Genomic DNA, 20,613 nt, shown 5'->3' with positions numbered 1-20,613 from the left:
GCGGAACCTCCGCGCGCCGATCGGGGAGCTCGCGCGGCGGTACCGCGCGCGGCCCGCGCCTGCTGCAATCGAGGCACGGCCCGGGAAGGAGCTCCGCATGCCGCAACCGCTCGCCGGACGATCCGCACTGGTGACAGGTGCCTCCCGCGGCATCGGTGCCGCCATCGCCCGCCGCCTCGCCGCCGACGGCGCGGCCGTCGCGCTCACCCATTCCGACTCGGCGGCGGCCGCGGAGCAGGTGGCCGCCGAGATCGCGGTCTCCGGCGGGCGCGCGCTGGTGCTGCGCTCCGACGCCGGTGACCCCGAGCAGGTCCGGGCCGCCGTGGTCGCCACCGTCGCCGAGTTCGGCGGGCTGGACATCCTGGTCAACAACGCCGGAACGGTCGAGTCCGGGCACCTGGACGAGCTGCCGCTGGCGGACTTCGACCGCGCGCTGGCGGTGAACGTGCGCGGCCCGTTCGTCGCCATCCAGGAGGCGTCTAAGCACCTGCCGGAGGGCGGGCGGATCATCAACATCGGCACCTCGCTGGCCGACCACCTGCCGTTCCAGGACAAGATCGCCTACATCACCAGCAAGACGGCCCTCGCCGGGCTCACCCGCAGCGCGGCCCGCGACCTAGGCCCGCGCGGCATCACCGTGAACGACGTGCAGCCCGGCGCCGTCGACACCGCGATGAACCCGGCCGCCGGGCCGCGCGCCGAGGGCCTGCGGTCCGCCACCCCGCTGGGCCGGTACGGCACCCCGGAGGAGATCGCCAGCCTCGTCGCCCACCTGGCGAGCCCGGACGCCGCGTTCGTCACCGGAGCCACCCTCAACGCGGACGGCGGCTTCGCCACTTGACCGCCCGCGAGCTCCGGCGGCGGAACCTCAGCGGTCGAAGGCGCCGCGGCGGGCGCCCGCGGTGAACGACGCCCACTCCGCGGCCGTGAACACCAGCACCGGGCTCCCGGCGCCGAGCTTGGAGTCCCGGACACCGACCCGATCCGCGGCGGAACCGACTTCGACGCACCCGTTCGCGGCATGGCTGCGGGTGGACTTCCGCCAGTCGGTGACGCGGCCGGTCATGCGTGTTCCTCCAGCACTCGTTTGATCAGGTCCCGGGAATCCGATGGCTTCAGCGCCTGCACCTTCAGCTGGTCGAAAGCCGTCCGGAACGGCGCGACGGCCCCCGGTTCCTCGTAATAGAGCACTTCGATGCGGTTCTCCACGTACGCGGTCCCGAGCTCGTGGTCGAACTCCCGTGGATAGGTCAGGAGCATGAACGCGCCGTCAACGCCGGTGAGCAGGCCGGCTTCGAAGGGCAGCACCTGGATCTCCACGTTCGGTTCGTCGATCCACTCCAGCAGTGCGGCCAGCTGCTCGACGTGCACCGCGCGGCCGCCGTTGACGTGCCGGAGGCACGCCTCGCTGAGGACGGCGTGCACCACGGGCGTCCTCCCGTTACCGAGCACTTCCTGCTGCCGGCCCATCCGGAGCTCGACGCGGCGTTCCCGGTCCTTCTTGCGCAGCTTCGGCGCACCGCCCTGCATGATCGCGTCCGCGTACGCCCTGGTCTGGAACAAGCCCGGCACCACGTGCGTGTCCCAGCTCTCGATCTTGTCCGCCATGATCTCGATGCCGAGGAACAGCTTGAGGTAGTCGGGCAGCGCTTCCTCCGAATCGAACCGGACCCACCAGTCGGTGCTCTTGCGGCTGCGGTCCCGCAGCGAGAGGAAGAAGTCGATCCGGTCCGGCACCCCGTAGAACCGGAGCAGGGTTTCGAGTTCCAGGGGTTTCGGCATGCGGCGGCCGACTTCGAAGTGGCCGATGTTCTGGATGCTGCCGCGGATCGCCTTGGCCGCTTCGGCCCTGGAGGCCCCCTTGCGCTCCCGGAGCCGTGCCAGCTCCCCGGCGATCCAGCGCTTCAGCGCCGTCGGACTCGTGCTCACCCGCTGCCCTTCTCCTGTCGTGGCGTTAGGAGTGTGCCCGGACTGCGCCACCAACATCATCACCCGATCAGGGATCTAGTTCGGAGCGGGCCGCAAAAGTAGCGTGCTCCACATCGGTGCCCGATTCCGGTGCTCACCGCCGCACCGGGCGGAAGAGCGGTTCTCCTCTCCCCCACCGCTCCCCGCCCGGTGCCGCCGGACCGGCCCGCCCCGACGCGGCCCGACCCCACCGGTTCCCCTCCCCGGTCCCGAACCCCGCCCGCACCGAGACCGACCAGCCTCGACACCCCTCGAACGGAGTTCGCGCCATGAACGCGATCGACAACCTGCACTGCCTCGTAGCGCGGGGATTCCGGGGAGTTCCGGTGCACGACGACGGCGGCCGGCTGGACGCCCTGCTGTACGTGCGGCACTGGCCGTCCGGCGTCGTCGACGTCGTGATCGTGTACTCCCACGACGAGGCCGTCGCCTACCGCGCGAGCGGAATCGACCCGCACCGCTCCCTCCTCGACCTCCCGGCCCGGGTGCACTGGCGGCAGGCCGGGCACCCCGATGCGGTCACCACCGCCGCCCTCGGCCTGCCTTCCTGACCCCCGGGACATCCCGCTCCCGATCACCTCCCGCGACGCGCTCCGCCTCCGGATCGGATGCGTCCCGCTGTGCAGAACACCCGCCCTGCCCCACCGCCGTCTCCCGCTCTCCCGGGACTCCCGAACATCCGCAGCGGCCGAACGCCGCGTCGCACGACCTCGCGGCGCCACGCGGGCGCGGCCGTTCGCCTCGCTCGCCACCTCAAGCGGCGGGCCGGGGGACGTCGAGACCTCCCGTCGTTCATCCCGTTCGCAGGGGAGACCACGTCCCACGCGCGGGACGTTCATCCCGACGAATCAGCCTTTCGTTTCGTTCGATTCGTTGGGCCCCTTCGGCTACCATGAGAAACCGAGCACAACCTCCTAGCCAGAAGGAGCCCGACGATGACCGCCTCGCTCGAACGGCGAACGGTGCTCCCTCCCGACGAATCGGCGCACGCGGCGCTTCGCGAGCTCGCCGCATCGTTCAACACGGACCGTGTTCAGCAGGCGAAGCTGATCGGCCCGGATGGAGACGTTCTGGAGATGCCCGCCGAGGTCCACGCCGTGCTCCGCGAAGTGGTCACGGCGATGTCCCGCGGCCTCGCCGTCAGCGTCGCACCTCTCCACGCGGTGCTGACCACTCAGCAAGCGGCCGACCTGCTGAACATTTCCCGACCTACGCTGGTCAGGCTGCTGGAGTCCGGCCGGATCCCCTTCGAGCAGCGCTCGAGCCACCGTCGCGTCCGCCTCGCCGACGTGCTGTCCTACGAACGCGAGTCCCGGCAAGAACGACAGGCGGTGCTGGACGAGATGACTCGGGAGACCGCAGCCGACGGCAGTGCCGACGACGACATGGGCTTCATGCACACTCGGTGATCGTGACCGCGCCCGCCTTCCTCGACGCCTGCGTGCTCATCCCGGTCAACCTCACGGACGTGCTACTCCGGCCGGCCGGCCTGCACGCCTTCCGCCCGCTCTGGTCCGCGCAGGTTCTCGACGAAGTGCGTCGCAACCTCCCGCGAGCCAGCGCGACCATCACTCCGGAGAGAGCCACTAGGCGCGTCGCCGCGATGCGCACCGCCTTCCCGCAGGCCGAGGGCACCGACTACGAGTGGTTGATGCCCGTGCTCACCAACGCGCCTGAGGATCGACACGTGCTCGCCGCAGCGGTGCACGGCGGCGCTGAGGTCATCGTCACCGCGAACCTGGACGATTTCCGGCCCCGCGACCTGAGGGAACACGGCGTTGCGGCCACACATCCCGACGCGTTCCTGGTGGACCTGCTCGACGAAGATCCCGAGTTGATCTCGCAATGCCTGCGGGACGCCGTGCTCGCCAGGCGCAGGCCGCCGGACCCGATCGACTCGTTGCCGGCACAGCTCGGCGAAGTCGTCCCCGATTTCGCCGAAGCCGCCCGGCGCTCGATGCGGTAGGCGACGGTCAGCGGAACGGGGCGTGGCCGACGAGGGTGCCCGCGCGGTCGATGACCAGGACCTCCACGTCGATCGGGGCGCCCTGGAGGGTGGTCAGGCAGAAGTCGCGGGACCGGGCGGCGACGAGGTCGCCGAGCGGGATGCCCTCGGCCTGGCAGCGGGTGAGCGCGTCCAGCGCCGTGTTCGCGCCGCGGATGCTCTCGGCGAACTCGGCGGAGGCCCCCGCGTCGCGCACGATCCCGGCCAGCAGCGCGAAGTTCACCTGCGACCGCTTCGAATGCAGGTCCAGGTGCCCGTCGGCGAGCTTGGCGAGCTTGCCGATGCCGCCCGCGATCGTCAGCCGCGGCACCGGGTGGCGCCGCAGGTACTTCAGCACCGCGCCCGCGAAGTCGCCCATGTCCAGCATCGCCTCCGGGGCGAGGCCGTAGGTGCGGTCGACGAGCTTCTCCGAGGTGCTGCCGGTGCACCCGGCGACGTGCTCCAGCCCGGCGGCGCGCGCCACGTCCACGCCGCGGCGGATGCTGTCGATCCACGCCGAGCACGAGTACGGGACCACCACGCCGGTCGTGCCGAGGATGGACAGCCCGCCGAGGATGCCGAGCCGCGGGTTCCAGGTGCGCCGGGCCAGTTCCGCCCCGTCCTCCACGGAGATCTCCACGACCACGTCCCCGCTGCCGCCGTGCTCGGCGGCGACCTGCCGCACGACGCCGCGGATCAGTTCGCGCGGCACCGGGTTGATCGCCGGTTCGCCCACCGGTAGCGGCAGGCCCGGTTTCGTCACGGTGCCCACGCCCGGGCCGGCGCGGAACACCACTCCCGCACCGGGATCGGCGGGGCGCACCGTCGCGGACACCAGCGCGCCGTGCGTCACGTCCGGGTCGTCCCCGGCGTCCTTCACGATCGCGGCCATCGCCGACCCGCCGGTGAGCCGTTCCTTGGCGAGGGCGAACTCGGGCCGGTGGCCCTTCGGCAGCACGATGCCCACCGGATCGGGGAAACCGCCGGTGAGCAGCGCCGTGTAGGCGGCGGCGGTGGACGCGGTGGCGCAGGCGCCGGTCGTCCAGCCGTAGCGCAGCGCCGAGCCGGTCACGGCGCACCGCCTAGGCTGGCCGCATGGTCGAGGTGCGGCGGGTGCTGGTGCTCGGCGGCACCGCGGAGGCCCGCGAGCTCGCCGCCCGGCTCGGCGGCGAACCGGCGGTGCACGTGATCTCCTCGCTGGCGGGGCGGGTGCGCGATCCGCGGCTGCCCGACGGCGAGGTGCGGATCGGCGGTTTCGGCGGCGCCGACGGCCTCGCCGCGTGGCTGCGCGCCGAACGCATCGACGAGGTGGTGGACGCGACGCACCCGTTCGCCGCCGCGATGACCGCGAACGCGGTGCGCGCCTGCGCACTGGCGGGTCTGCCGCTGCTGGTGCTGCGCAGGCCCGGCTGGGAACCGGAACCGCACTGGCACCTGGTGGATTCGCTCGACGAGGCCGCCGCCGCGCTGCCCGGCCTGGGCGAGCGGATCTTCCTCAGCACCGGGCGCCAGGGCGTGCACCGGTTCGCGCACCTGGACCTGCGGTTCCTGGTGCGCGCCGTGGACCCGCCGGAACCGCCGCTGCCGCCGCGCACCGAACTGCTGCTGGCCCGCGGGCCGTTCGCGTTCGACGACGAGGTGGCGCTGCTGCGCGAGCACCGCATCGACGTGCTGGTCACGAAGGACAGCGGCGGCCCGATGACCCGCCCGAAGCTGGACGCGGCCCGGCTGCTGGGCGTCGCGGTGGTGCTGGTGCGGCGGCCGCCGGAACCACCGGTGCCCGTGGTCGAGACCGTGGCCGCCGCCGTGGCGCGGCTGCGTCACGCCGGATAGCGGCGCGGCGTGAACACCGTCCCGCCGGCCGAACGCGTGGTGGACGAGCCGATCAGCAGCAGGCAGCGCATGTCCACATCGGACGGATCGAGTTCGCCGAGCGGCACCACCCGCACCGACTCCTGCGGCCCGCCCACGTCGCGGCCGATCACCACCGGCGTCTCCGGCGAGCGGTGCTCCAGCAGCACGTCGCGGGCGGCGCCGACCTGCCAGGTGCGGCTGCGCGACGCCGGGTTGTAGATGGCCATCGCCAGGTCGGCCTTCGCCGCCGCGGCCAGCCGCTCGACGATGACCTCCCACGGCTTCAACCGGTCCGACAGGGACAGCACGCAGTAGTCGTGGCCCAGCGGCGCGCCGATCCGGCTCGCCACCGCCTGCGCCGCGGTGAGACCGGGCAGCACCCGCACCGGCACCTCCGCGAACCGCTCCTCGGTGGCGACCTCCAGCACGGCGCTGGCCATCGCGAACACGCCCGGATCGCCCGAGGACACCACGACGACGCGGGAACCGCGCCGCGCCAGGTCCAGGGCGAACTCGGCGCGCTCGGCCTCCACCCGGTTGTCCGAGGCGTGCTTGCGCTGCCGCGGGTTCGTCGGCAACCGGTCCAGGTAGGGGCCGTAGCCGACGAGGTCGTCGGCGGCGGCGACGGCGGTGTGCGCCTCCGGCGTGGTCCACTGCGGACCGGCCGGGCCGAGGCCGACGACCACGACCTCGCCGGTGCTCGCCGTCGGTGCGGGCTCGGGAGTTTCCCGTTGCGCCGCAGCGGAAACGGGCACCCCGGACGCGTCGGTCAGGTTCAGCGGGCTGTCCGCGTTCACCGGGCTCGGCAGCAGCGCCAGCGAGAAGTACGGCACCGACGCCGGATCCACCTCGCCGAGCGGCAGCAACCGCTGCCGGTCGGTGGTGGCGCGCTCCACGAAGTAGGCCTCGTCGAGCCGGCCCGCCTTCTCGAACGCCGCCTTCACGCCGTCGAAGGTGCGGCCCAGCTTCATGACCGCCGCCGCGTCGGTGCCCGCCAGCTTCTCCGCGAGCACGTCCGGGTCGAGCGTGCCGGGCAGCACCGTCAGCACCTCGTCGCGTTCCGCCAACGGCCTGCCGAGCATCGCCGCCGCCCCGCTCACCGAGGTCACGCCGGGGATCGCGGCCACCTCGAACCGGCCCACCAGCCGCTTGTGCATGTGCATGTAGGAGCCGTAGAAGAACGGGTCGCCCTCGCACAGCAGCGCCACGGTGCGGCCCGCGGCCAGGTGCGCGGCGAGGCGTTCGGCCGCGTCGGCGTAGAACTCGTCGATGGCGCCCTGGTAGCCGCCCGGGTGGTCGGTGGTCTCGGTCGTCACCGGGTACACCAGCGGTTCCTCGACCTGGCCGTCCCGCAGGTACGGGGCGGCGACGGAACGCGCGATGCTGCGGCCGTGCCGGGCGCTGTGGTAGGCGATCACGTCGGCTTCGCCGATCAGCCGGGCGGCCTTGACCGTCACCAGCTCCGGATCTCCCGGGCCGAGCCCGACGCCGAACAACCTGCCTGCCTGCTCCACGGTGCTGCTCACTCCTGTTCGCTCGCGATCGCGTTGATGGCGGCCACGGCCATCGCGCTGCCGCCGCGGCGGCCGTGCACCACCAGGTGCTCCAGCGCCGGGTGGTCGGCCAGGGCCTGCTTCGATTCGGCGGCGCCGATGAACCCGACGGGGAGCCCGAGCACGGCGGCGGGCCTGCCCGCGCCCGCGTCGACCATCTCCAGCAGCCGGAACAACGCGGTCGGCGCGTTCCCGACGGCCACCACGGACCCTTCCAGCCGGTCCCGCCACAGCTCCATCGCGGCCGCGCTGCGGGTCGTGCCGAGTTCCGCGGCGAGGCCGGGGACCCGCTCGTCGCCGAGGGTGCAGAGGATGTCGTTGTCGGCGGGCAGCCTGCGCCGGGTGACGCCCGCGGCGACCATGGCGGCGTCGCAGAACACCGGGGCGCCACCGCGCAGCGCCTCGCGGGCGGCGAGCACCGCGCGCGGCGACCAGGCGATGTCGCGGGCCAGGTCCACCATGCCGCAGGCGTGGATCATGCGGACGGCGACCTGGGCGACTTCCGGTGGCATGCCGTCGAGTTCCGCTTCGGCGCGGATCGTGGCGAACGAGCGGCGGTAGATCTCCGCCCCGTCGCGCACGTACTCGTAGCCGCCGGTGCTGTCTGCGGTGTTCACACTGCCCTCCGTGCCGCGTCGAGCGCGGCGGACGTATCACCGGCGGCACGGCCGCCGACCTCGTAGCCGGCCTCGGTGGCCAGCACTTCCACTCCTGGTCCGGCCGGTCGGCCGCAGCGGCGCGCGCAACCCGCCCAGTGCACCGGCAGCGGGCCGGGCCGGGTGGTGCGCAGCGCGTCCCCGCGCACGTCGGCGAGGGACTTCGCGCAGCCGGGGCTGCCCGTGCAGGCGGTCACCCCGGCCAGCGGCGCGCCCGAGTCGGTGAGGAATCCGGCGGCGGCCAGCTCGGCGAGCCTGCGCGGCGCCTCGGCCGCGGGGACGTCGGTGAGCAGCAGCGCGCGCCACGGCGTGAGCCGCAGCGGGTGCGGCGGCGCGGCGACGCCCTCGGCCTGCGCGGCGCTGCCTTCGAGCTGCGCGGCGATGTCCTCGGCCTGCGCGGCCAGCACCGCGACCTGCGCGGCGTCGAGCCGTCCCAGCGGTGCGCCGAGGGCGAGGTCGACCCGGTCGTCGTCGCGGGCCAGCACGCCCAGCTCGGCGTGCGTGCGCACCGGATCACCGGGCGTGACCACGGATTCCGCCGGGGTGCAGGGGAATTCCTCCCGGACGCGGCCGGCGATCCGCTCCGCGCCGCCGGGCAGTTCCGCGAGCCGCCAGCTCTCCGCACCCAGCCGGTCCCGCTCCGCGAGGAACGCGGCGGCCGCGAGCACCGCGGCGCGGGCCGCGTCGGCCGCGGGCACCCGCAGCCCGAGGTCGGCCCCGGCGAGCAGCACCGCCACCGCGCCGTCCGCCGGGTGCAGCGCGACGTCCGCGCCCAGCGCGGTCACCTCGCCGCCGCCGTCGTCCGCGGTGAACAGGAACCGGCCGGGCAGCTCCGCCAGCTCCGGGTCGGCGCGCAGCCCCTCGTCCAGCTCCACCGCCACCGCGCGCACGTCCAGCGCCCCCGGGCGGGTGCGCGGCGAGGCGACGACGTTGCGCACCCGCTCGTGCGTCGGCGACGGCAGCAGCCCGGCCGCGCCGAGCAGGTCGGCGAACTCCGGCACCGCCGCCGCGGACAGCCCGCGGACCTGGACGTTCGCCCGCGAGGTGAGTTCCCAGCCGCCGTCACCCAGCGCGGCCGCGGTCGCCAGCGCCCGCACCTGCCGCGCCGCGAGCCGCCCGCCGGGCACCCGGACGCGGGCCAGTCCCCCGTCGGCGGCCTCGTGCACCCGCAGCGCGCCGGGGCACGCGTCGGGTCCGGCTCGTCGCGGCACGCTCGTCCCCGCTCTCGTCGATCGTGGTCTGGTCCGGAACTCGCAGCGCACGGCGCCGCTGTCCGGGGTGCGCGGACTCGGGGGCGCACCGGCGACCGTCGATACTACGTCCCGCCCGGATCCCGTCCGCAAAACGCGATGCGCCTCACCGGGCGGCCGGACCGGCCGAGTGCGGGATCTCTCCCGCGTGCGCACGATCGGCCACTTGACGAACGATCGCCCCGTTGCGGAGAGTTGTCGGCGGCGACGTGCGGAGGAAGCCGGTGCGAGTCCGGCGCGGTCCCGCCACTGTCACCGGGGAGCGGACTCCGAGTACGAGGCCACTGCCCGCGCGCCGCGCGGGTGGGAAGGCCGGAGCGAGCGCCGATCCGGGAGCCAGGACACTCCGGCGCCGCCACCGCCCGGTGCCACACCGGGTGCCGACGACTCCGGGGCGAGGACCCCGAGGAAGGTTGACCATGCGTCCTGTCCGCACGCCCGCGTCCCTGCTCAGCCGGGAGCGTGCCGCATGATCCTGCTGCTGTCCACATCGGACACCGATCTGCTCAGCGCACGCGCCAGCGGTGCGGACTTCCGCCTCGGCAACCCGGCTCGGCTCGGCGTGGACGACCTGCCGCCGCTGCTGGAGGGCGCCGACCTCGTGGTGGTGCGGCTGCTCGGCGGCCGCCGCGCGTGGGAGGAGGGCTTGGACGCGCTGCTCGCCGGACCGCGCCCGGTCGTGGTGCTCGGCGGTGAGCAGGCCCCGGACGCCGAGCTGATGGAGTGCTCCACGGTGCCCGGCGGCGTCTGCTCGCAGGCGCACGGCTACCTCGCGCAGGGCGGGCCGGAGAACCTGGCGCAGCTGTTCAACTTCCTGTCCGACACGGTGCTGCTCACCGGCCACGGCTTCGAACCGCCGGTGGAGACGCCGAAGTGGGGCCTGCTGGAGCGCACCCCGCGCCGGACCGAGGGTCCGAAGGTCGCGGTGCTCTACTACCGCGCGCACCACATGGCGGGCAACACCGCGTTCGCGCACGCCCTGTCCGAGGCGATCGAGGACGCGGGCGGCCAGGCGCTGCCGGTGTTCTGCGCCTCGCTGCGCGCCCCGGAGCCGGGTCTGCTGGACACGCTGCGCGAGGCGGACGCGCTGATCGTGACGGTGCTGGCCGCGGGCGGCACGAAGCCGGCGACGGCCTCGGCCGGTGGTGACGACGAGGCGTGGGACGTGGGCGCGCTCGCCGCGCTGGACGTGCCGATCCTGCAGGGCCTCACCCTGACCTCCAGCCGCGAGGCGTGGGAGGACAACGACGAGGGCCTGTCCCCGCTGGACATGGCCACCCAGGTCGCGGTGCCCGAGTTCGACGGCCGCCTGATCACGGTGCCGTTCTCGTTCAAGGAGAACGACGCCGAAGGCCTCCCGGTGTACGTCGCCGACCCGGAGCGCGCGGCCCGCGTCGCCGGGATCGCGGTGAAGCACGCGCGGCTGCGGCACGTGCCCGCCGCGGACAAGCGCCTGGTGCTGATGCTGTCGGCGTACCCGACGAAGCACTCCCGGATCGGCAACGCCGTCGGCCTGGACACCCCGGCGAGCGCGGTGGGCCTGCTGCGGCGGCTGCGCGAGGCCGGCTACGACATCGGCCCGGAGGACGGCCCGGACGCGCTGCCCGGCGTGGCCGCGCAGGACGGCGACGCGCTGGTGCACGCGCTGATCGCCGCCGGTGGCCAGGACCCGGACTGGCTGACCGAGGAGCAGCTGTCCGGCAACCCGGTGCGCATCCCCGCGAAGCGCTACGCCGACTGGTTCGCCACGCTGCCGCAGGACCTGCGGGAGAGCGTCGAGCAGCACTGGGGCCCGCCGCCGGGCGAGCAGTTCGTGGACCGCTCGCACGACCCGGACGGCGAGATCGTGGTGGCCGCGCTGCGCGCCGGGAACGTCGTCGTCGTGGTGCAGCCGCCGCGCGGCTTCGGCGAGAACCCGATCGCGATCTACCACGACCCGGACCTGCCGCCGAGCCACCACTACCTGGCCGCCTACCGCTGGATGACCGACGAGTTCGGCGCGCACGCGATGGTGCACCTCGGCAAGCACGGCAACCTGGAGTGGCTGCCCGGCAAGACCGCGGGCATGTCGGCGTCCTGCGCACCGGACGCGGCGCTGGCGGACCTGCCGCTGGTGTACCCGTTCCTGGTCAACGACCCGGGCGAGGGCACCCAGGCGAAGCGCCGGGTGCACGCGACGCTGGTGGACCACCTGGTGCCGCCGATGGCGCGCGCGGAGAGCTACGGCGACATCGCGAAGCTGGAGCAGCTGCTCGACGAGCACGCGCAGATCTCGGCGATGGACCCGGCGAAGCTGCCCGCGATCCGCAGCCAGATCTGGACGTTGATGCAGGCCGCGAAGCTCGACCACGACCTCGGTCTGGACGAGCGCCCGCACGAGGCCGAGTTCGACGACATGCTGCTGCACGTCGACGGCTGGCTGTGCGAGATCAAGGACGCGCAGATCCGCGACGGCCTGCACGTCCTCGGCGCCGCCCCGACCGGGGAGGCGCGGGTGAACCTGGTGCTGGCGATGCTGCGCGCCCGGCAGGTGTGGGGCGGCCAGAGCGGCGCCCTGCCCGGCCTGCGCGAGGCGCTGGGCATGCTGGAGGACGGCAGCGTCGCCCGCGGCACCGTGGACGACGTGGAGAGCTCCGCGCACGCGCTCGTCGCGGGCATGGAGGAGCGCGGCTGGGAGCTCGGCGCGGTCGTCGAGGTGTGCCGCTCGGTGCTGGGCGACGCGCCGGACGACGTGGTGCGGGTGCTGGAGTTCGCCGTCACCGAGGTGGTGCCGCGGCTGGACGCCACCACCGACGAGATGACCGCGACGCTGCACGCCCTCGACGGCGGCTACGTGCCCGCGGGCCCGAGCGGTTCCCCGCTGCGCGGCCTGATCAACGTGCTGCCGACGGGCCGGAACTTCTACTCGGTGGACCCGAAGGCGGTGCCGAGCAGGCTCGCCTGGGAGACCGGGCACGCCATCGCCGATTCGCTGATCGAGCGCTACCTCGCCGACACCGGCGAGTACCCGCGTTCGGTGGGCCTGTCGGTGTGGGGCACCTCGGCGATGCGCACCTCCGGTGACGACATCGCGGAAGTGCTGGCGCTGCTGGGCGTCCGGCCCACCTGGGACGAGGCGTCGCGGCGCGTCAACGGGCTCGAAGTGATCCCGCTCGACGAGCTGGGCCGCCCGCGGGTGGACGTGACGGTGCGCATCAGCGGGTTCTTCCGCGACGCGTTCCCGCACGTGGTGACGCTGCTCGACGACGCGGTCCGCAAGGTCGCCGCGCTCGACGAGCCGCACGAGCAGAACTTCGTGCGCGCCCACGCGCAGGCCGACCTGGCCGGGCACGGCGACGAACGCCGCGCCACCACGCGCATCTTCGGTTCGAAGCCCGGCGCCTACGGGGCCGGCCTGCTGCCGCTGATGGACAGCAAGAACTGGCGCGACGACACCGACCTCGCCGAGGTGTACGCGGTGTGGGGCGGCTACGCCTACGGCCGCGGCCTGGAGGGCACCGAGGCACGCGGCGACATGGAATCCGCCTACAAGCGGATCTCGGTGGCGGCGAAGAACGTCGACACCCGCGAGCACGACATCGCCGACTCGGACGACTACTTCCAGTACCACGGCGGCATGATCGCCACGGTGCGCGCGCTGACCGGCAAGGCACCGGCGGCCTACATCGGCGACAGCAGCCGCCCGGACGCCATCCGGACCCGCTCGCTGACCGAGGAGACCTCGCGGGTGTTCCGCGCCCGCGTGGTGAACCCGCGCTGGCTCGCCGCGATGCGCAAGCACGGCTACAAGGGCGCGTTCGAACTGGCCGCCACCGTGGACTACCTGTTCGGCTACGACGCCACGACCGGTGTCGTCGGCGACTGGATGTACGAGAAGCTCGCCGAGACCTACGTGCTGGACGAGGAGAACCAGAAGTTCCTCACCGAGTCCAACCCGTGGGCGCTGCACGGCATCGCGGAACGCCTGCTGGAAGCGGCGAACCGGAACATGTGGGAGTCCCCGAACCCGGAGACGATCACCGCCCTGCACGAGATCTACCTGCAGACCGAAGGCGACCTGGAGGACGGGCCGCAGAAGAGCTGACCGCCGGGTGAGCGGCCCGTCCGCCGGAAATCCGGCGGACGGGCCCCTGGAAGACCCGGTCAGCCCCGGCGCAGCGCCGTCGTGATCTGCTGGCCGATCCGCGAGCCCGCCCGGCTCGCCGCGTCCGCGGGGATCGGCTGCGCGTTCGCACCGTCGAAGTCCTGGCCTTCGACGGTGAGCGCGACGCTGATGTTGCCGACGGCGAACACGTACTCCGCGCTTCCCGCGGCCGATCCGCGAACCCCGGCGTCGCCGACTCCGCTGATGCCCTGCATCCGCCCACCGGAATCCCGCCCGGCCCGCTGCACCGCCGCGAGCGCGAGATCCGAGCCGGAGGTCTCGCCGTTGCTGCGGTGCACGGTGTTCCGCACTGAAAGGGTCCGCAACGCCGGCCCCGGTCCGATTTCCGCTGCACCCCGGAACGACCAGGTGCACCCGTTCCCCGCTGGTTCCGGAGTGACCTGCGGGGCGCCGAGCGCGTCTCCGACCGCCTGCGTGGTCAGCAACGAGCACGCCTCCGGGGATTCCTGGAACTCGTCGTTCGCCGGGTCGGTTCCCGGGTTGCTCGCGCATCCCGCCGCGCACACCAGCAGAGCAGCGACCCCGATACCCCGCTGCCAGGCCCCGATCATGCGGACCCCGCCTTCCAGTTCCCGGAATCCGCGACCACCGACGGCAATGCCTCCGGGATCTGCAGATCTGCCGCCCGCTGCGCGAGTTCCAGCCCGCTGCGCTGGAAATCCGTCATGATCTGCACGATGTTCTGCGCCGTCGAGGTGATCAGCCGCAGGAAGTTCGCCAACGCCTCGAGCACGGCGTCCGCCACCCCGAAGAGCAACTCCTTCGCACCGGCGACGATCCCACCGGTCATGCTCAGGATCTCCGCCCCGGTGTTGCCGATGATGCCGATCGCCTCCTTGTAGGCGTCGGTGATGTGCTGCCGGATGTCGAGCATCTTCCCGGAGAACTCGTCGAACAGCTCACCGGTCGCCAGCATCACCTTGGAAACGTGATCCAAGTAGGTCAGATAGCTGGTGGCCGCCGGCCCGGACCAGTTTCCGCTGATGGACGTGCGCGCCTCGACGATGGTGTCGTCGGCGTGCAGCAGACCTGCCTTGGCAGCGGGAGACCAGGCCTGGGCGATATCCATGACCACCTCGGGATGGCCGAGCCAGTCACGGATCTCATCGATGACCCGGACGATCACGTACCGTCCGGTCTTCTCGGCGTACTCGACGACGATGGCGGCTTCCCGATCAGGGAACGCAGTCAACGCTGCCGTCATGCTGCACCACCTCCTACTGGGTCTTCCGCAGCTCTGCTTCGATCTCTTCTTCGCGTTCGGCCTGGTCGTCGACCACCGCACGCAGGGAAGCGGCCGCCTTCCCCAGGTTCTCGACACCCTTCAACAGGCCGGCGAAGAGGTTCTCCGCAGCGCCGTTGTAAGCACCGGGAATGTCGCCCTGCTTCCCCAAGAGGCCGAGGTCGTCCTCCTCCAAGGTCTTCCCCTTGACCTTGTTGTGCGCCTCTTCCCAGCTGTCCTGGGCCTCCTGCAAGAACATCACGTTCCCGCGTAATGCCTCGATCACCACGTCGAACCCGGCCACGCCGCTCACCCCTGACCGTTCTGGAAATCGCGTTCGCGCAATTCGGCAGCCTGCCGTTCGGCGTCCGCGAGCGCGTCTACGACGAGCCGACCGAGCGACGATTCGTTGGTACGCCAGAGGTTCTCCCGATCGAGCTCGATGTCGATCAACTGACCGTGACCGCTCACGGAGACGGTGCCGATCCCCCCTGGAACATCAACTGATATTCGTCGTTCTGAGAGCGACCTCCCGACCTCCGCCACTTCTTCGGTGCGCCGACCGATCTCAGCGACCAGGTCCTCGATCTCCTGCATCACTCGGCCTCCGAGGTGAATCCTGGCGCTAGCTGCTGGAGCCGTTCGCCGACCGCCTCACCAGCCGACCGGCGCGCAGCTTGGATGGACTCCACCAGGTCGCGCGAAATCATCTCGGGTCGACTCGAAGCGAGCGCACCGGCTCGGATGTCGAGTTCGAGCAGAGCGCCTCTTCCGGTGCAGGTCGCGGTCGCGACTCCGCTCTCCGACGAGCCGCGGAACCGCAGCGTCTCCTGCTCTTCTCGGGCTTCGCGAATCAGCCGGCCTGCTCATCAAGAGCATCAGCCGTGCGCCGCAACTCTTCCCAGTCCAAAACCGCACCCCCTTTTCTCCGCGTACACGGGACCACACCCCGTGACAGGTACCGTAAGAGACCAACGAGCCGGTGCGAGGCGGATTCGACGATCTCATCGAGGACTTCCTGAACGGACCCCAGTCACCCGCGCGATCCCGCGCGGACGACCGAAGAGGTGGTTTCCCGGTGCCGAAGGCGACCTGGAGGACGGGCCGCAGGGGTCCTGACCTCTCCCCATCGAGGACGGAACGGCCCGCCCGACCGGACGGTCGGGCGGGCCGTTCCGCGCGGGCGATCGGGTCAGCTCTGGCCGATGCCCGAGCCGCCGCCGCTGTCGCCGATGCCCGAGCCGGTGTCGTCACCGCTGTTGCCGATGCCGGAACCGCCGCCGCTGTCGCCGATGCCGGAACCGCCGTCGCCCTGCGCCAGGGCGATCGTGCCCACCCCGCCCGAGCCGGGCACGGTGCCGTCGCTGGTACCGCCGGAACCGGGCGTGGTCTCGTCGGCGTCGCCATTGCCGGGGACGGTCTGGTCCGGCGGCGGGTCCGCCGCCAGCGCCACCGCCGGGGCCGCCACCGCGACACCGCCCGCCAGCACCAGCGCACCGAGGAACTTCTTCACCTGCACGACACGGCCTCCTCACCTGTCCGGCTCACCTGGCCGGGAAATCGGAGCGTAGAGCCGGACGCCGGGTGACCGGACGAATTCCGCGCGTGCCGGGTACTGCAGCGGCCTTCCCCCCACGAACCCGCCCGGAGACGGGTCGGGACGGACTCGGGCCGCCGGTGCACACTGCTCGCATGCACACGAACGACGCGCAGCCCCGCCTCGAACCGCTCGCCGACGGGGTGTGGGCGTGGGTGCAGCCGGACGGGACCTGGTGGGTGAACAACGCCGGGGTGATCTCGGGGGACGACGGGCTGCTCGTCGTGGACACCTGCGCCACCGAGCAGCGCACCCGCCGGTTCCTGGCCGAGATCGCCCGCACCGCACCGGATTCGCCGATCCGGTGGGCGGTGAACACCCACGAGCACGGCGACCACTCCTACGGCAACTCGCTGCTGCCCGCCGAGACCGTCCTGTTCGGACACGAGCACATGCGGGCCGCGCTGGCGGCCGACCCGATGATCGACGGTTGCCCGCCGTTCTGGTCGCCCGTCCCGGACTGGGGGAACGTGGTGCGGCGCGTGCCGTCGGTGACCTTCCGGTCCGAGCTGTCGGTGCACGTCGGTGGCCGCACCGTCGAGCTGCGCCACCCCGGGCACGCGGCGCACACCGGCGGCGACGTGGTGGCCTGGCTGCCGGAGGAGCGCGTGCTGTTCAGCGGCGATCTGCTGTTCCACGGGCTCACTCCGCTGGTGTTCATGGGTTCGCCGGCGGGCGCGGCGCGGGCGCTGAACTGGATCGCCGAGTTCGAGCCGCAGCGCGTGGTGCCCGGGCACGGGCCGGTGATCGAGGCCGCGGACCTGCCGGGCGTGCTCGCCGAGCACGAGCGCTACTACCGGCTGGTGCTGGACCTCGCGAAGTCCGGGGCGGACGCCGGGATCCCGCCGTTGCGGGCCGCGCAGGAAGCCGACCTCGGCGAGTTCGCGGACTGGGCCGACGCCGAGCGCATCGTCGCGAACCTGCACCGCGCCTACGCCGACCTGACCGGCACCGCCCCCGACATCGCCGCCGCCCTCCGCGACTCCGTCGCATGGCGCGGCGCCCCGATGGAGACCTCCGTCAACACCGCCTGATCCGCCACGGGGTCGTCCGGTGGCGGGCGGAGGTGCTCCGCCCGCCACCGGGGTCCGGCCGGGCCACCGCGCTCGGGGAGGGGCGCAGGGCGACCCGGCCGGGAACCGGTCCACGCCCGGTCGGGGGTCGGGGACGCGGACCGGCCCGGCCCTCGGGCGGTCGGCACCGAGGGCCTGCTGGAAATCTCAGGAGACCTCCGGCGTGGGGCGCGGTTCTCGGCCGTTCACGTCCGAAGCACACGGGTCGCACATCCCGCGCGGCCGCTCCGGGCAGCCGAGGCGGCGGTGCACCCGGCCGCGGATCACGTGGCCGCAGCGGGCGATCGGCCGTGCGCCACCGGTGCGCAGCTCCACCACGTGCCACACCGATTCCCGCTCCGAGGCCATGAACACCCGTGCCATCGATCGTTCCATTCGTTGTCGCCATCCCGCTCCCGCTTGTGCAAGAACCATAAACTTGTGCATGCACAAATGCCAAGATCTCCTTCGGGTGAAGCGGGAGCGGGACAGGGCTCTGGCTAGGATTTGTGCATGCCCAGCACAGCTGACACACCTCGAGCGCGACAGCTCGGAGCGGAGCTACGCGCAGCGCGCAAAGCAGCAGGGTTGTCCACCAGCGAACTGGGAACTCGGCTCGGGCGAAGCCACACCCATGTTTCCCGTTGGGAGAACGGCAAACTGACGCCGCGCGAGGCCGATGTCGGCGCCGTGCTGGGAATCCTCGGCGTCACCGGCGACGAGCGCGAACGCTTGCTGCAACTCGCCCGGGATGCCGGAGATCCGAACTGGGTAGCGCCAGGAGTCGGCAAACAGCTGACCGTGCTGACCGAGTACGAGCGCACCGCGCAGCGCATCACCGATGTCGAACCACTGCTCATCCCAGGACTGCTGCAGACCGGGAACTACGCACGTTCGATCATGCTCGGAGCGGGCGCCACCCGCGGCGAAGCGGACAAGCGCGTGACCTATCGACTGGGGCGCCGAGATGTGCTCAGCCGCCGCACACCGGTCACCTTGAACGCGATCATCGGTGAACACGCCCTCCGCTATCCGCCGTGCGAACCCGCCGTGATGGTCGAACAACTCCGACATCTCGCGGAGTGGGCTCAGCGGGACAACGTCGAGGTCCAGGTCCTGCCGCTCGGCGGCGGATATTCGCCCGCGCTCGAAGGCCCGTTCGTGCTGATCGAGTTCAATCGGGACAAGCCGGTGGTGCACCTCGAGCACTACCGCTCCAGTACGACCATCACCGATGCCAAGGACGTGCAGGACTACCGGAACGCAGCCGAGAGACTTCGCGGGATGGCGATGAGCCGCGAAGCCTCGGCGGCTCTCGTCGCTGAGATCACCGATCAGATGGAGAAAGAGAAATGAGCAAGGCCTTCCGCTGGCGGAAATCGAGCTACAGCGGCAACCAGACCAACTGCGTCGAGATCGGGCGCGCGGACGGCCGTGCCGCCATCCGCGACACCAAGAATCGCGCGGCCGGGTACTTGCTCACCGATCTTCCGCGGTGGTCCGAGTTCCTCACCGCGGTGAAGACCGGGCGCTACGACCGCTGACACCACGGACGGCCTCGGTGGTGGCCCCGGCTCGCGGGGTCACCAGCCGAGCTCGCCGTCCGGCCGGTGGGACCGTCCGGCCCGGTGGTGGCCGTCCGGGTCACGACTTCGGCGCTCTCCTCGACGGGACGTCCGCCGCCGGTGGCGATGCCGCCGGTGGCTGGTCGATCGACGCCGCGCAGCGGCGCCCCAGGTCGGCGACCGCGGCGCGCAGCTCCGGCGGCCCGACCACCTCGAAGTCCACCCCGAACCGCGCGATCGCCGCCGCCAGCCCGGACCACGACCAGGAACCGGCCAGCAACCGGCAGCGCCCCTCGTCGAGCGGTTCCACCAGGTCGTCCGACAGGAACTCGGCGACCTCCTCCGCCGGCCGGTGCAGCACCACCTCCCCGCGGCACGGCCAGCCCTGCGCGCCCCGGAACTTCTCGGTGACGAACCGCGCCACGTCGCCCCCGGGCACCTCGCGCGGCGCGAAGCGCGGGCCGGTCGGTGTGCGGGGTGCGATCCGGTCGGCGCGGAAGGTGCGCCAGTCCGCCCGGTCCAGGTCCCACGCCACCAGGTACCAACGCCCGCCCCAGGTGATCAGGTGGTGCGGCTGCACCCGCCGCGGCGGTCCCTCCCGCCTCGGGTGCAGGTAGTCGAAGCGCAGCTCTTCGCGGGCGTGCACCGCGGCGCTGAGCGCCACCAGCACGCCGCGCTCCACCCGCACCCGCGCCTCCGGCTGCGGAACCGCGGTCACCCGGACCGTGTCCACGCGGTGCCGCAGCCGGGCGGGCAGCACCTGGCGGATGGTGTGCAGCGCGCGCTGCGCCGCCTCCTCCAGCCCCGCCCCCGAGGTGCCGGCGAGCTGGAGCGCGAGGGTGAGCGCCACGGCCTGGTCGTCGTCGAACAGCAGCGGCGGCAATTCGCTGCCCGCGCCCAGCCGGTAACCGCCGTCCGGCCCCTTGCTCGCCGCGATCGGATAACCGAGCTCCCGCAACCGGTCCACGTCGCGGCGCACCGTGCGCGGGCTGACGTCGAGGCGTTCGGCGAGCAGCGCGCCCGGCCAGTCCCGGCGGGCCTGCAGCAGGGACAGCAACGACAGCAACCGCGCGGAGGTCTTCGGCACGACCCCATCGTGCCCGGAGTAGCGGACGCACCCTGTCCGCTACCGGTGTCAAGGTGGGGCCCACGACGACGAAGCACGACCGGAAGGACCACCGTGACCACCACCCTCGACGCCGAGCGCGCCGACCTGCTCGCCGAGCTCGACGCCGCCCGCACGGCGCTGATCACCACCACCGACGGGCTGGACGACGAGCAGCTCGGGCTGCGGCCGACGGTCAGCGAGCTGTGCCTGGGCGGTCTGATCAAGCACGTGACGTCCGTGGAGCGCAACTGGGTGCGCTTCATCCTCGAAGGCACCGCCGCGATGGCCGTCGAACTGCCCGACGGCGTCACCTGGGAGGACCTGATGGCGGGGACGGCGACGACGCTGCCGCAGCGCATGGTCGAGTTCCAGGAGGATTTCCGGATGCGGCCCGGCGACACCCTCGCCGACGTCCTCGCCCGCTACCAGGAGGTCGCCGCGCGCACCGCGGAGGTCGTGTCCGCGCTGCCCGACCTGGACGTCGCGCACCCGCTGCCGGAGGTGCCGTGGAACCCGCCGGGCGAGGTGCGCAGCGCGCGCCGGGTGCTGATCCACGTGATCGCCGAGACCACCCAGCACGCCGGGCACGCCGACATCCTGCGGGAGACCATCGACGGCCGCCGCGGCTTCTGATCCCCT

The 20,613-nt window shown here is 72.6% G+C and carries 24 protein-coding genes and 1 riboswitch; of the genes, 10 read left to right on the top strand and 14 right to left on the bottom strand.

What is annotated here, in order from left to right:
- Positions 1-97: 97 nt before the first annotated feature.
- Positions 98-841, top strand: a complete 744-nt coding sequence (locus H1226_RS06455) for an SDR family oxidoreductase (protein WP_258347858.1) — start codon at positions 98-100, stop codon at positions 839-841.
- A 27-nt stretch (positions 842-868) separates the two neighbouring features.
- Here H1226_RS06455 and H1226_RS06450 read toward each other — a convergent pair whose 3' ends face one another.
- Both H1226_RS06450 and H1226_RS06445 read right to left on the bottom strand, forming a co-directional pair.
- Entirely contained in the window at positions 869-1,066 is a 198-nt protein-coding gene (locus H1226_RS06450) for a DUF397 domain-containing protein (protein WP_258347857.1), read from the bottom strand.
- A complete protein-coding gene (locus H1226_RS06445; RefSeq protein WP_258347856.1) occupies positions 1,063-1,929 on the bottom strand; it encodes a helix-turn-helix domain-containing protein in 867 nt (288 codons plus the stop codon). Before H1226_RS06445 ends, H1226_RS06450 begins: the two co-directional genes overlap by 4 nt.
- Before the next feature lie 308 nt (positions 1,930-2,237).
- On the opposite strand from H1226_RS06445, the gene H1226_RS06440 reads away from it, so the two are divergent.
- The 3 genes from H1226_RS06440 to H1226_RS06430 all read left to right on the top strand — a co-directional run bounded on the left by H1226_RS06440 (position 2,238) and on the right by H1226_RS06430 (position 3,934).
- Positions 2,238-2,519: a hypothetical protein gene (locus H1226_RS06440; protein WP_258347855.1), complete on the top strand. Its 282-nt coding sequence runs from the start codon at positions 2,238-2,240 to the stop codon at positions 2,517-2,519.
- 384 nt (positions 2,520-2,903) lie between these two features.
- Positions 2,904-3,377, top strand: a complete 474-nt coding sequence (locus tag H1226_RS06435) for a helix-turn-helix domain-containing protein (RefSeq protein WP_258347853.1) — start codon at positions 2,904-2,906, stop codon at positions 3,375-3,377.
- A gap of 2 nt (positions 3,378-3,379) precedes the next feature.
- Positions 3,380-3,934 carry a PIN domain-containing protein gene (locus H1226_RS06430; RefSeq protein WP_258347852.1) on the top strand — a complete coding sequence of 185 codons (555 nt, stop codon included), beginning with the start codon at positions 3,380-3,382 and terminating at the stop codon, positions 3,932-3,934.
- A gap of 7 nt (positions 3,935-3,941) precedes the next feature.
- Here the strand turns inward: H1226_RS06430 and H1226_RS06425 are convergent, their stop codons facing one another.
- Positions 3,942-5,024 carry a cobalt-precorrin-5B (C(1))-methyltransferase gene (locus H1226_RS06425; protein WP_258347851.1) on the bottom strand — a complete coding sequence of 361 codons (1,083 nt, stop codon included), beginning with the start codon at positions 5,022-5,024 and terminating at the stop codon, positions 3,942-3,944.
- Between the two features lie 23 nt (positions 5,025-5,047).
- On the opposite strand from H1226_RS06425, the gene H1226_RS06420 reads away from it, so the two are divergent.
- A complete protein-coding gene (locus H1226_RS06420; RefSeq protein ID WP_258347850.1) occupies positions 5,048-5,785 on the top strand; it encodes a cobalt-precorrin-6A reductase in 738 nt (245 codons plus the stop codon).
- On the opposite strand, the gene H1226_RS06415 is transcribed toward H1226_RS06420, so the two are convergent.
- From H1226_RS06415 to H1226_RS06405, 3 genes are read right to left on the bottom strand one after another with little or no spacing between them, the layout of a single operon-like run.
- Complete coding sequence (locus H1226_RS06415) at positions 5,773-7,320, bottom strand: precorrin-2 C(20)-methyltransferase (protein ID WP_258349357.1); 1,548 nt, start codon at positions 7,318-7,320, stop codon at positions 5,773-5,775. The genes H1226_RS06420 and H1226_RS06415 overlap by 13 nt on opposite strands.
- 8 nt (positions 7,321-7,328) lie before the next feature.
- Entirely contained in the window at positions 7,329-7,976 is a 648-nt protein-coding gene (locus tag H1226_RS06410) for a precorrin-8X methylmutase (protein WP_258347849.1), read from the bottom strand.
- Positions 7,973-9,226, bottom strand: coding sequence for a precorrin-3B synthase (locus H1226_RS06405; RefSeq protein ID WP_258347848.1), 1,254 nt, complete (start codon positions 9,224-9,226; stop codon positions 7,973-7,975). Before H1226_RS06405 ends, H1226_RS06410 begins: the two co-directional genes overlap by 4 nt.
- 254 nt (positions 9,227-9,480) lie before the next feature.
- A riboswitch (cobalamin riboswitch) is annotated at positions 9,481-9,611 on the top strand.
- Positions 9,612-9,734: 123 nt separating this feature from the next.
- Here H1226_RS06405 and cobN point away from each other — a divergent pair.
- Positions 9,735-13,349, top strand: coding sequence for a cobaltochelatase subunit CobN (gene cobN / locus H1226_RS06400; RefSeq protein WP_258347847.1), 3,615 nt, complete (start codon positions 9,735-9,737; stop codon positions 13,347-13,349).
- Positions 13,350-13,408: 59 nt separating this feature from the next.
- Here the strand turns inward: cobN and H1226_RS06395 are convergent, their stop codons facing one another.
- The 6 genes from H1226_RS06395 to H1226_RS06375 all read right to left on the bottom strand — a co-directional run bounded on the left by H1226_RS06395 (position 13,409) and on the right by H1226_RS06375 (position 16,171).
- Positions 13,409-13,720, bottom strand: a complete 312-nt coding sequence (locus H1226_RS06395; protein WP_258347846.1) for a hypothetical protein — start codon at positions 13,718-13,720, stop codon at positions 13,409-13,411.
- A gap of 257 nt (positions 13,721-13,977) precedes the next feature.
- Positions 13,978-14,634 (bottom strand): hypothetical protein, encoded by a 657-nt coding sequence (locus tag H1226_RS06390; protein WP_224960419.1) that lies wholly within the window; start codon positions 14,632-14,634, stop codon positions 13,978-13,980.
- 13 nt (positions 14,635-14,647) lie between these two features.
- Positions 14,648-14,956, bottom strand: coding sequence for a hypothetical protein (locus H1226_RS06385; RefSeq protein WP_224960420.1), 309 nt, complete (start codon positions 14,954-14,956; stop codon positions 14,648-14,650).
- Between the two features lie 5 nt (positions 14,957-14,961).
- Entirely contained in the window at positions 14,962-15,249 is a 288-nt protein-coding gene (locus H1226_RS06380; RefSeq protein WP_258347844.1) for a YbaB/EbfC family nucleoid-associated protein, read from the bottom strand.
- Positions 15,249-15,506: a YbaB/EbfC family nucleoid-associated protein gene (locus H1226_RS28245; protein ID WP_373690066.1), complete on the bottom strand. Its 258-nt coding sequence runs from the start codon at positions 15,504-15,506 to the stop codon at positions 15,249-15,251. Before H1226_RS28245 ends, H1226_RS06380 begins: the two co-directional genes overlap by 1 nt.
- Positions 15,507-15,844: 338 nt before the next feature.
- Entirely contained in the window at positions 15,845-16,171 is a 327-nt protein-coding gene (locus tag H1226_RS06375) for a hypothetical protein (RefSeq protein ID WP_258347843.1), read from the bottom strand.
- Between the two features lie 173 nt (positions 16,172-16,344).
- Here H1226_RS06375 and H1226_RS06370 point away from each other — a divergent pair, with 173 nt between their 5' ends.
- Positions 16,345-17,283: an MBL fold metallo-hydrolase gene (locus tag H1226_RS06370; RefSeq protein WP_258347842.1), complete on the top strand. Its 939-nt coding sequence runs from the start codon at positions 16,345-16,347 to the stop codon at positions 17,281-17,283.
- 186 nt (positions 17,284-17,469) lie between these two features.
- Here H1226_RS06370 and H1226_RS06365 read toward each other — a convergent pair whose 3' ends face one another.
- Complete coding sequence (locus H1226_RS06365) at positions 17,470-17,685, bottom strand: hypothetical protein (RefSeq protein WP_258347841.1); 216 nt, start codon at positions 17,683-17,685, stop codon at positions 17,470-17,472.
- Positions 17,686-17,814: 129 nt separating this feature from the next.
- On the opposite strand from H1226_RS06365, the gene H1226_RS06360 reads away from it, so the two are divergent.
- Positions 17,815-18,657, top strand: a complete 843-nt coding sequence (locus tag H1226_RS06360) for a helix-turn-helix domain-containing protein (protein ID WP_258347840.1) — start codon at positions 17,815-17,817, stop codon at positions 18,655-18,657.
- Entirely contained in the window at positions 18,654-18,845 is a 192-nt protein-coding gene (locus H1226_RS06355; protein WP_258347839.1) for a DUF397 domain-containing protein, read from the top strand. Before H1226_RS06360 ends, H1226_RS06355 begins: the two co-directional genes overlap by 4 nt.
- A gap of 100 nt (positions 18,846-18,945) precedes the next feature.
- On the opposite strand, the gene H1226_RS06350 is transcribed toward H1226_RS06355, so the two are convergent.
- Positions 18,946-19,953 carry a helix-turn-helix transcriptional regulator gene (locus tag H1226_RS06350; RefSeq protein WP_258347838.1) on the bottom strand — a complete coding sequence of 336 codons (1,008 nt, stop codon included), beginning with the start codon at positions 19,951-19,953 and terminating at the stop codon, positions 18,946-18,948.
- A gap of 93 nt (positions 19,954-20,046) precedes the next feature.
- On the opposite strand from H1226_RS06350, the gene H1226_RS06345 reads away from it, so the two are divergent.
- Complete coding sequence (locus H1226_RS06345; protein WP_258347837.1) at positions 20,047-20,607, top strand: DinB family protein; 561 nt, start codon at positions 20,047-20,049, stop codon at positions 20,605-20,607.
- Positions 20,608-20,613: the final 6 nt, after the last annotated feature.

Origin of the sequence: Saccharopolyspora gregorii (assembly GCF_024734405.1) — a bacterium.
In the GTDB taxonomy this organism is placed as follows: Bacteria; Actinomycetota; Actinomycetes; order Mycobacteriales; family Pseudonocardiaceae; genus Saccharopolyspora_C; species Saccharopolyspora_C gregorii.
Note: the sequence above shows the minus strand (reverse complement) of the source record. Positions and strands in the feature narration are given on the sequence as shown.

Bases quoted from the DNA above. Each gene is read 5' to 3' on its own strand.
- H1226_RS06390 (WP_224960419.1), bottom strand. From the start codon at position 14,634: ATGACGGCAGCGTTGACTGCGTTCCCTGATCGGGAAGCCGCCATCGTC.
- H1226_RS06360 (WP_258347840.1), top strand. From the start codon at position 17,815: ATGCCCAGCACAGCTGACACACCTCGAGCGCGACAGCTCGGAGCGGAG.
- H1226_RS06355 (WP_258347839.1), top strand. From the start codon at position 18,654: ATGAGCAAGGCCTTCCGCTGGCGGAAATCGAGCTACAGCGGCAACCAG.
- H1226_RS06455 (WP_258347858.1), top strand. From the start codon at position 98: ATGCCGCAACCGCTCGCCGGACGATCCGCACTGGTGACAGGTGCCTCC.
- H1226_RS06440 (WP_258347855.1), top strand. From the start codon at position 2,238: ATGAACGCGATCGACAACCTGCACTGCCTCGTAGCGCGGGGATTCCGG.
- H1226_RS06370 (WP_258347842.1), top strand. From the start codon at position 16,345: ATGCACACGAACGACGCGCAGCCCCGCCTCGAACCGCTCGCCGACGGG.
- H1226_RS06380 (WP_258347844.1), bottom strand. From the start codon at position 15,249: ATGCAGGAGATCGAGGACCTGGTCGCTGAGATCGGTCGGCGCACCGAA.
- H1226_RS06365 (WP_258347841.1), bottom strand. From the start codon at position 17,685: ATGGCACGGGTGTTCATGGCCTCGGAGCGGGAATCGGTGTGGCACGTG.
- H1226_RS06435 (WP_258347853.1), top strand. From the start codon at position 2,904: ATGACCGCCTCGCTCGAACGGCGAACGGTGCTCCCTCCCGACGAATCG.
- H1226_RS06420 (WP_258347850.1), top strand. From the start codon at position 5,048: ATGGTCGAGGTGCGGCGGGTGCTGGTGCTCGGCGGCACCGCGGAGGCC.
- cobN (WP_258347847.1), top strand. From the start codon at position 9,735: ATGATCCTGCTGCTGTCCACATCGGACACCGATCTGCTCAGCGCACGC.
- H1226_RS06450 (WP_258347857.1), bottom strand. From the start codon at position 1,066: ATGACCGGCCGCGTCACCGACTGGCGGAAGTCCACCCGCAGCCATGCC.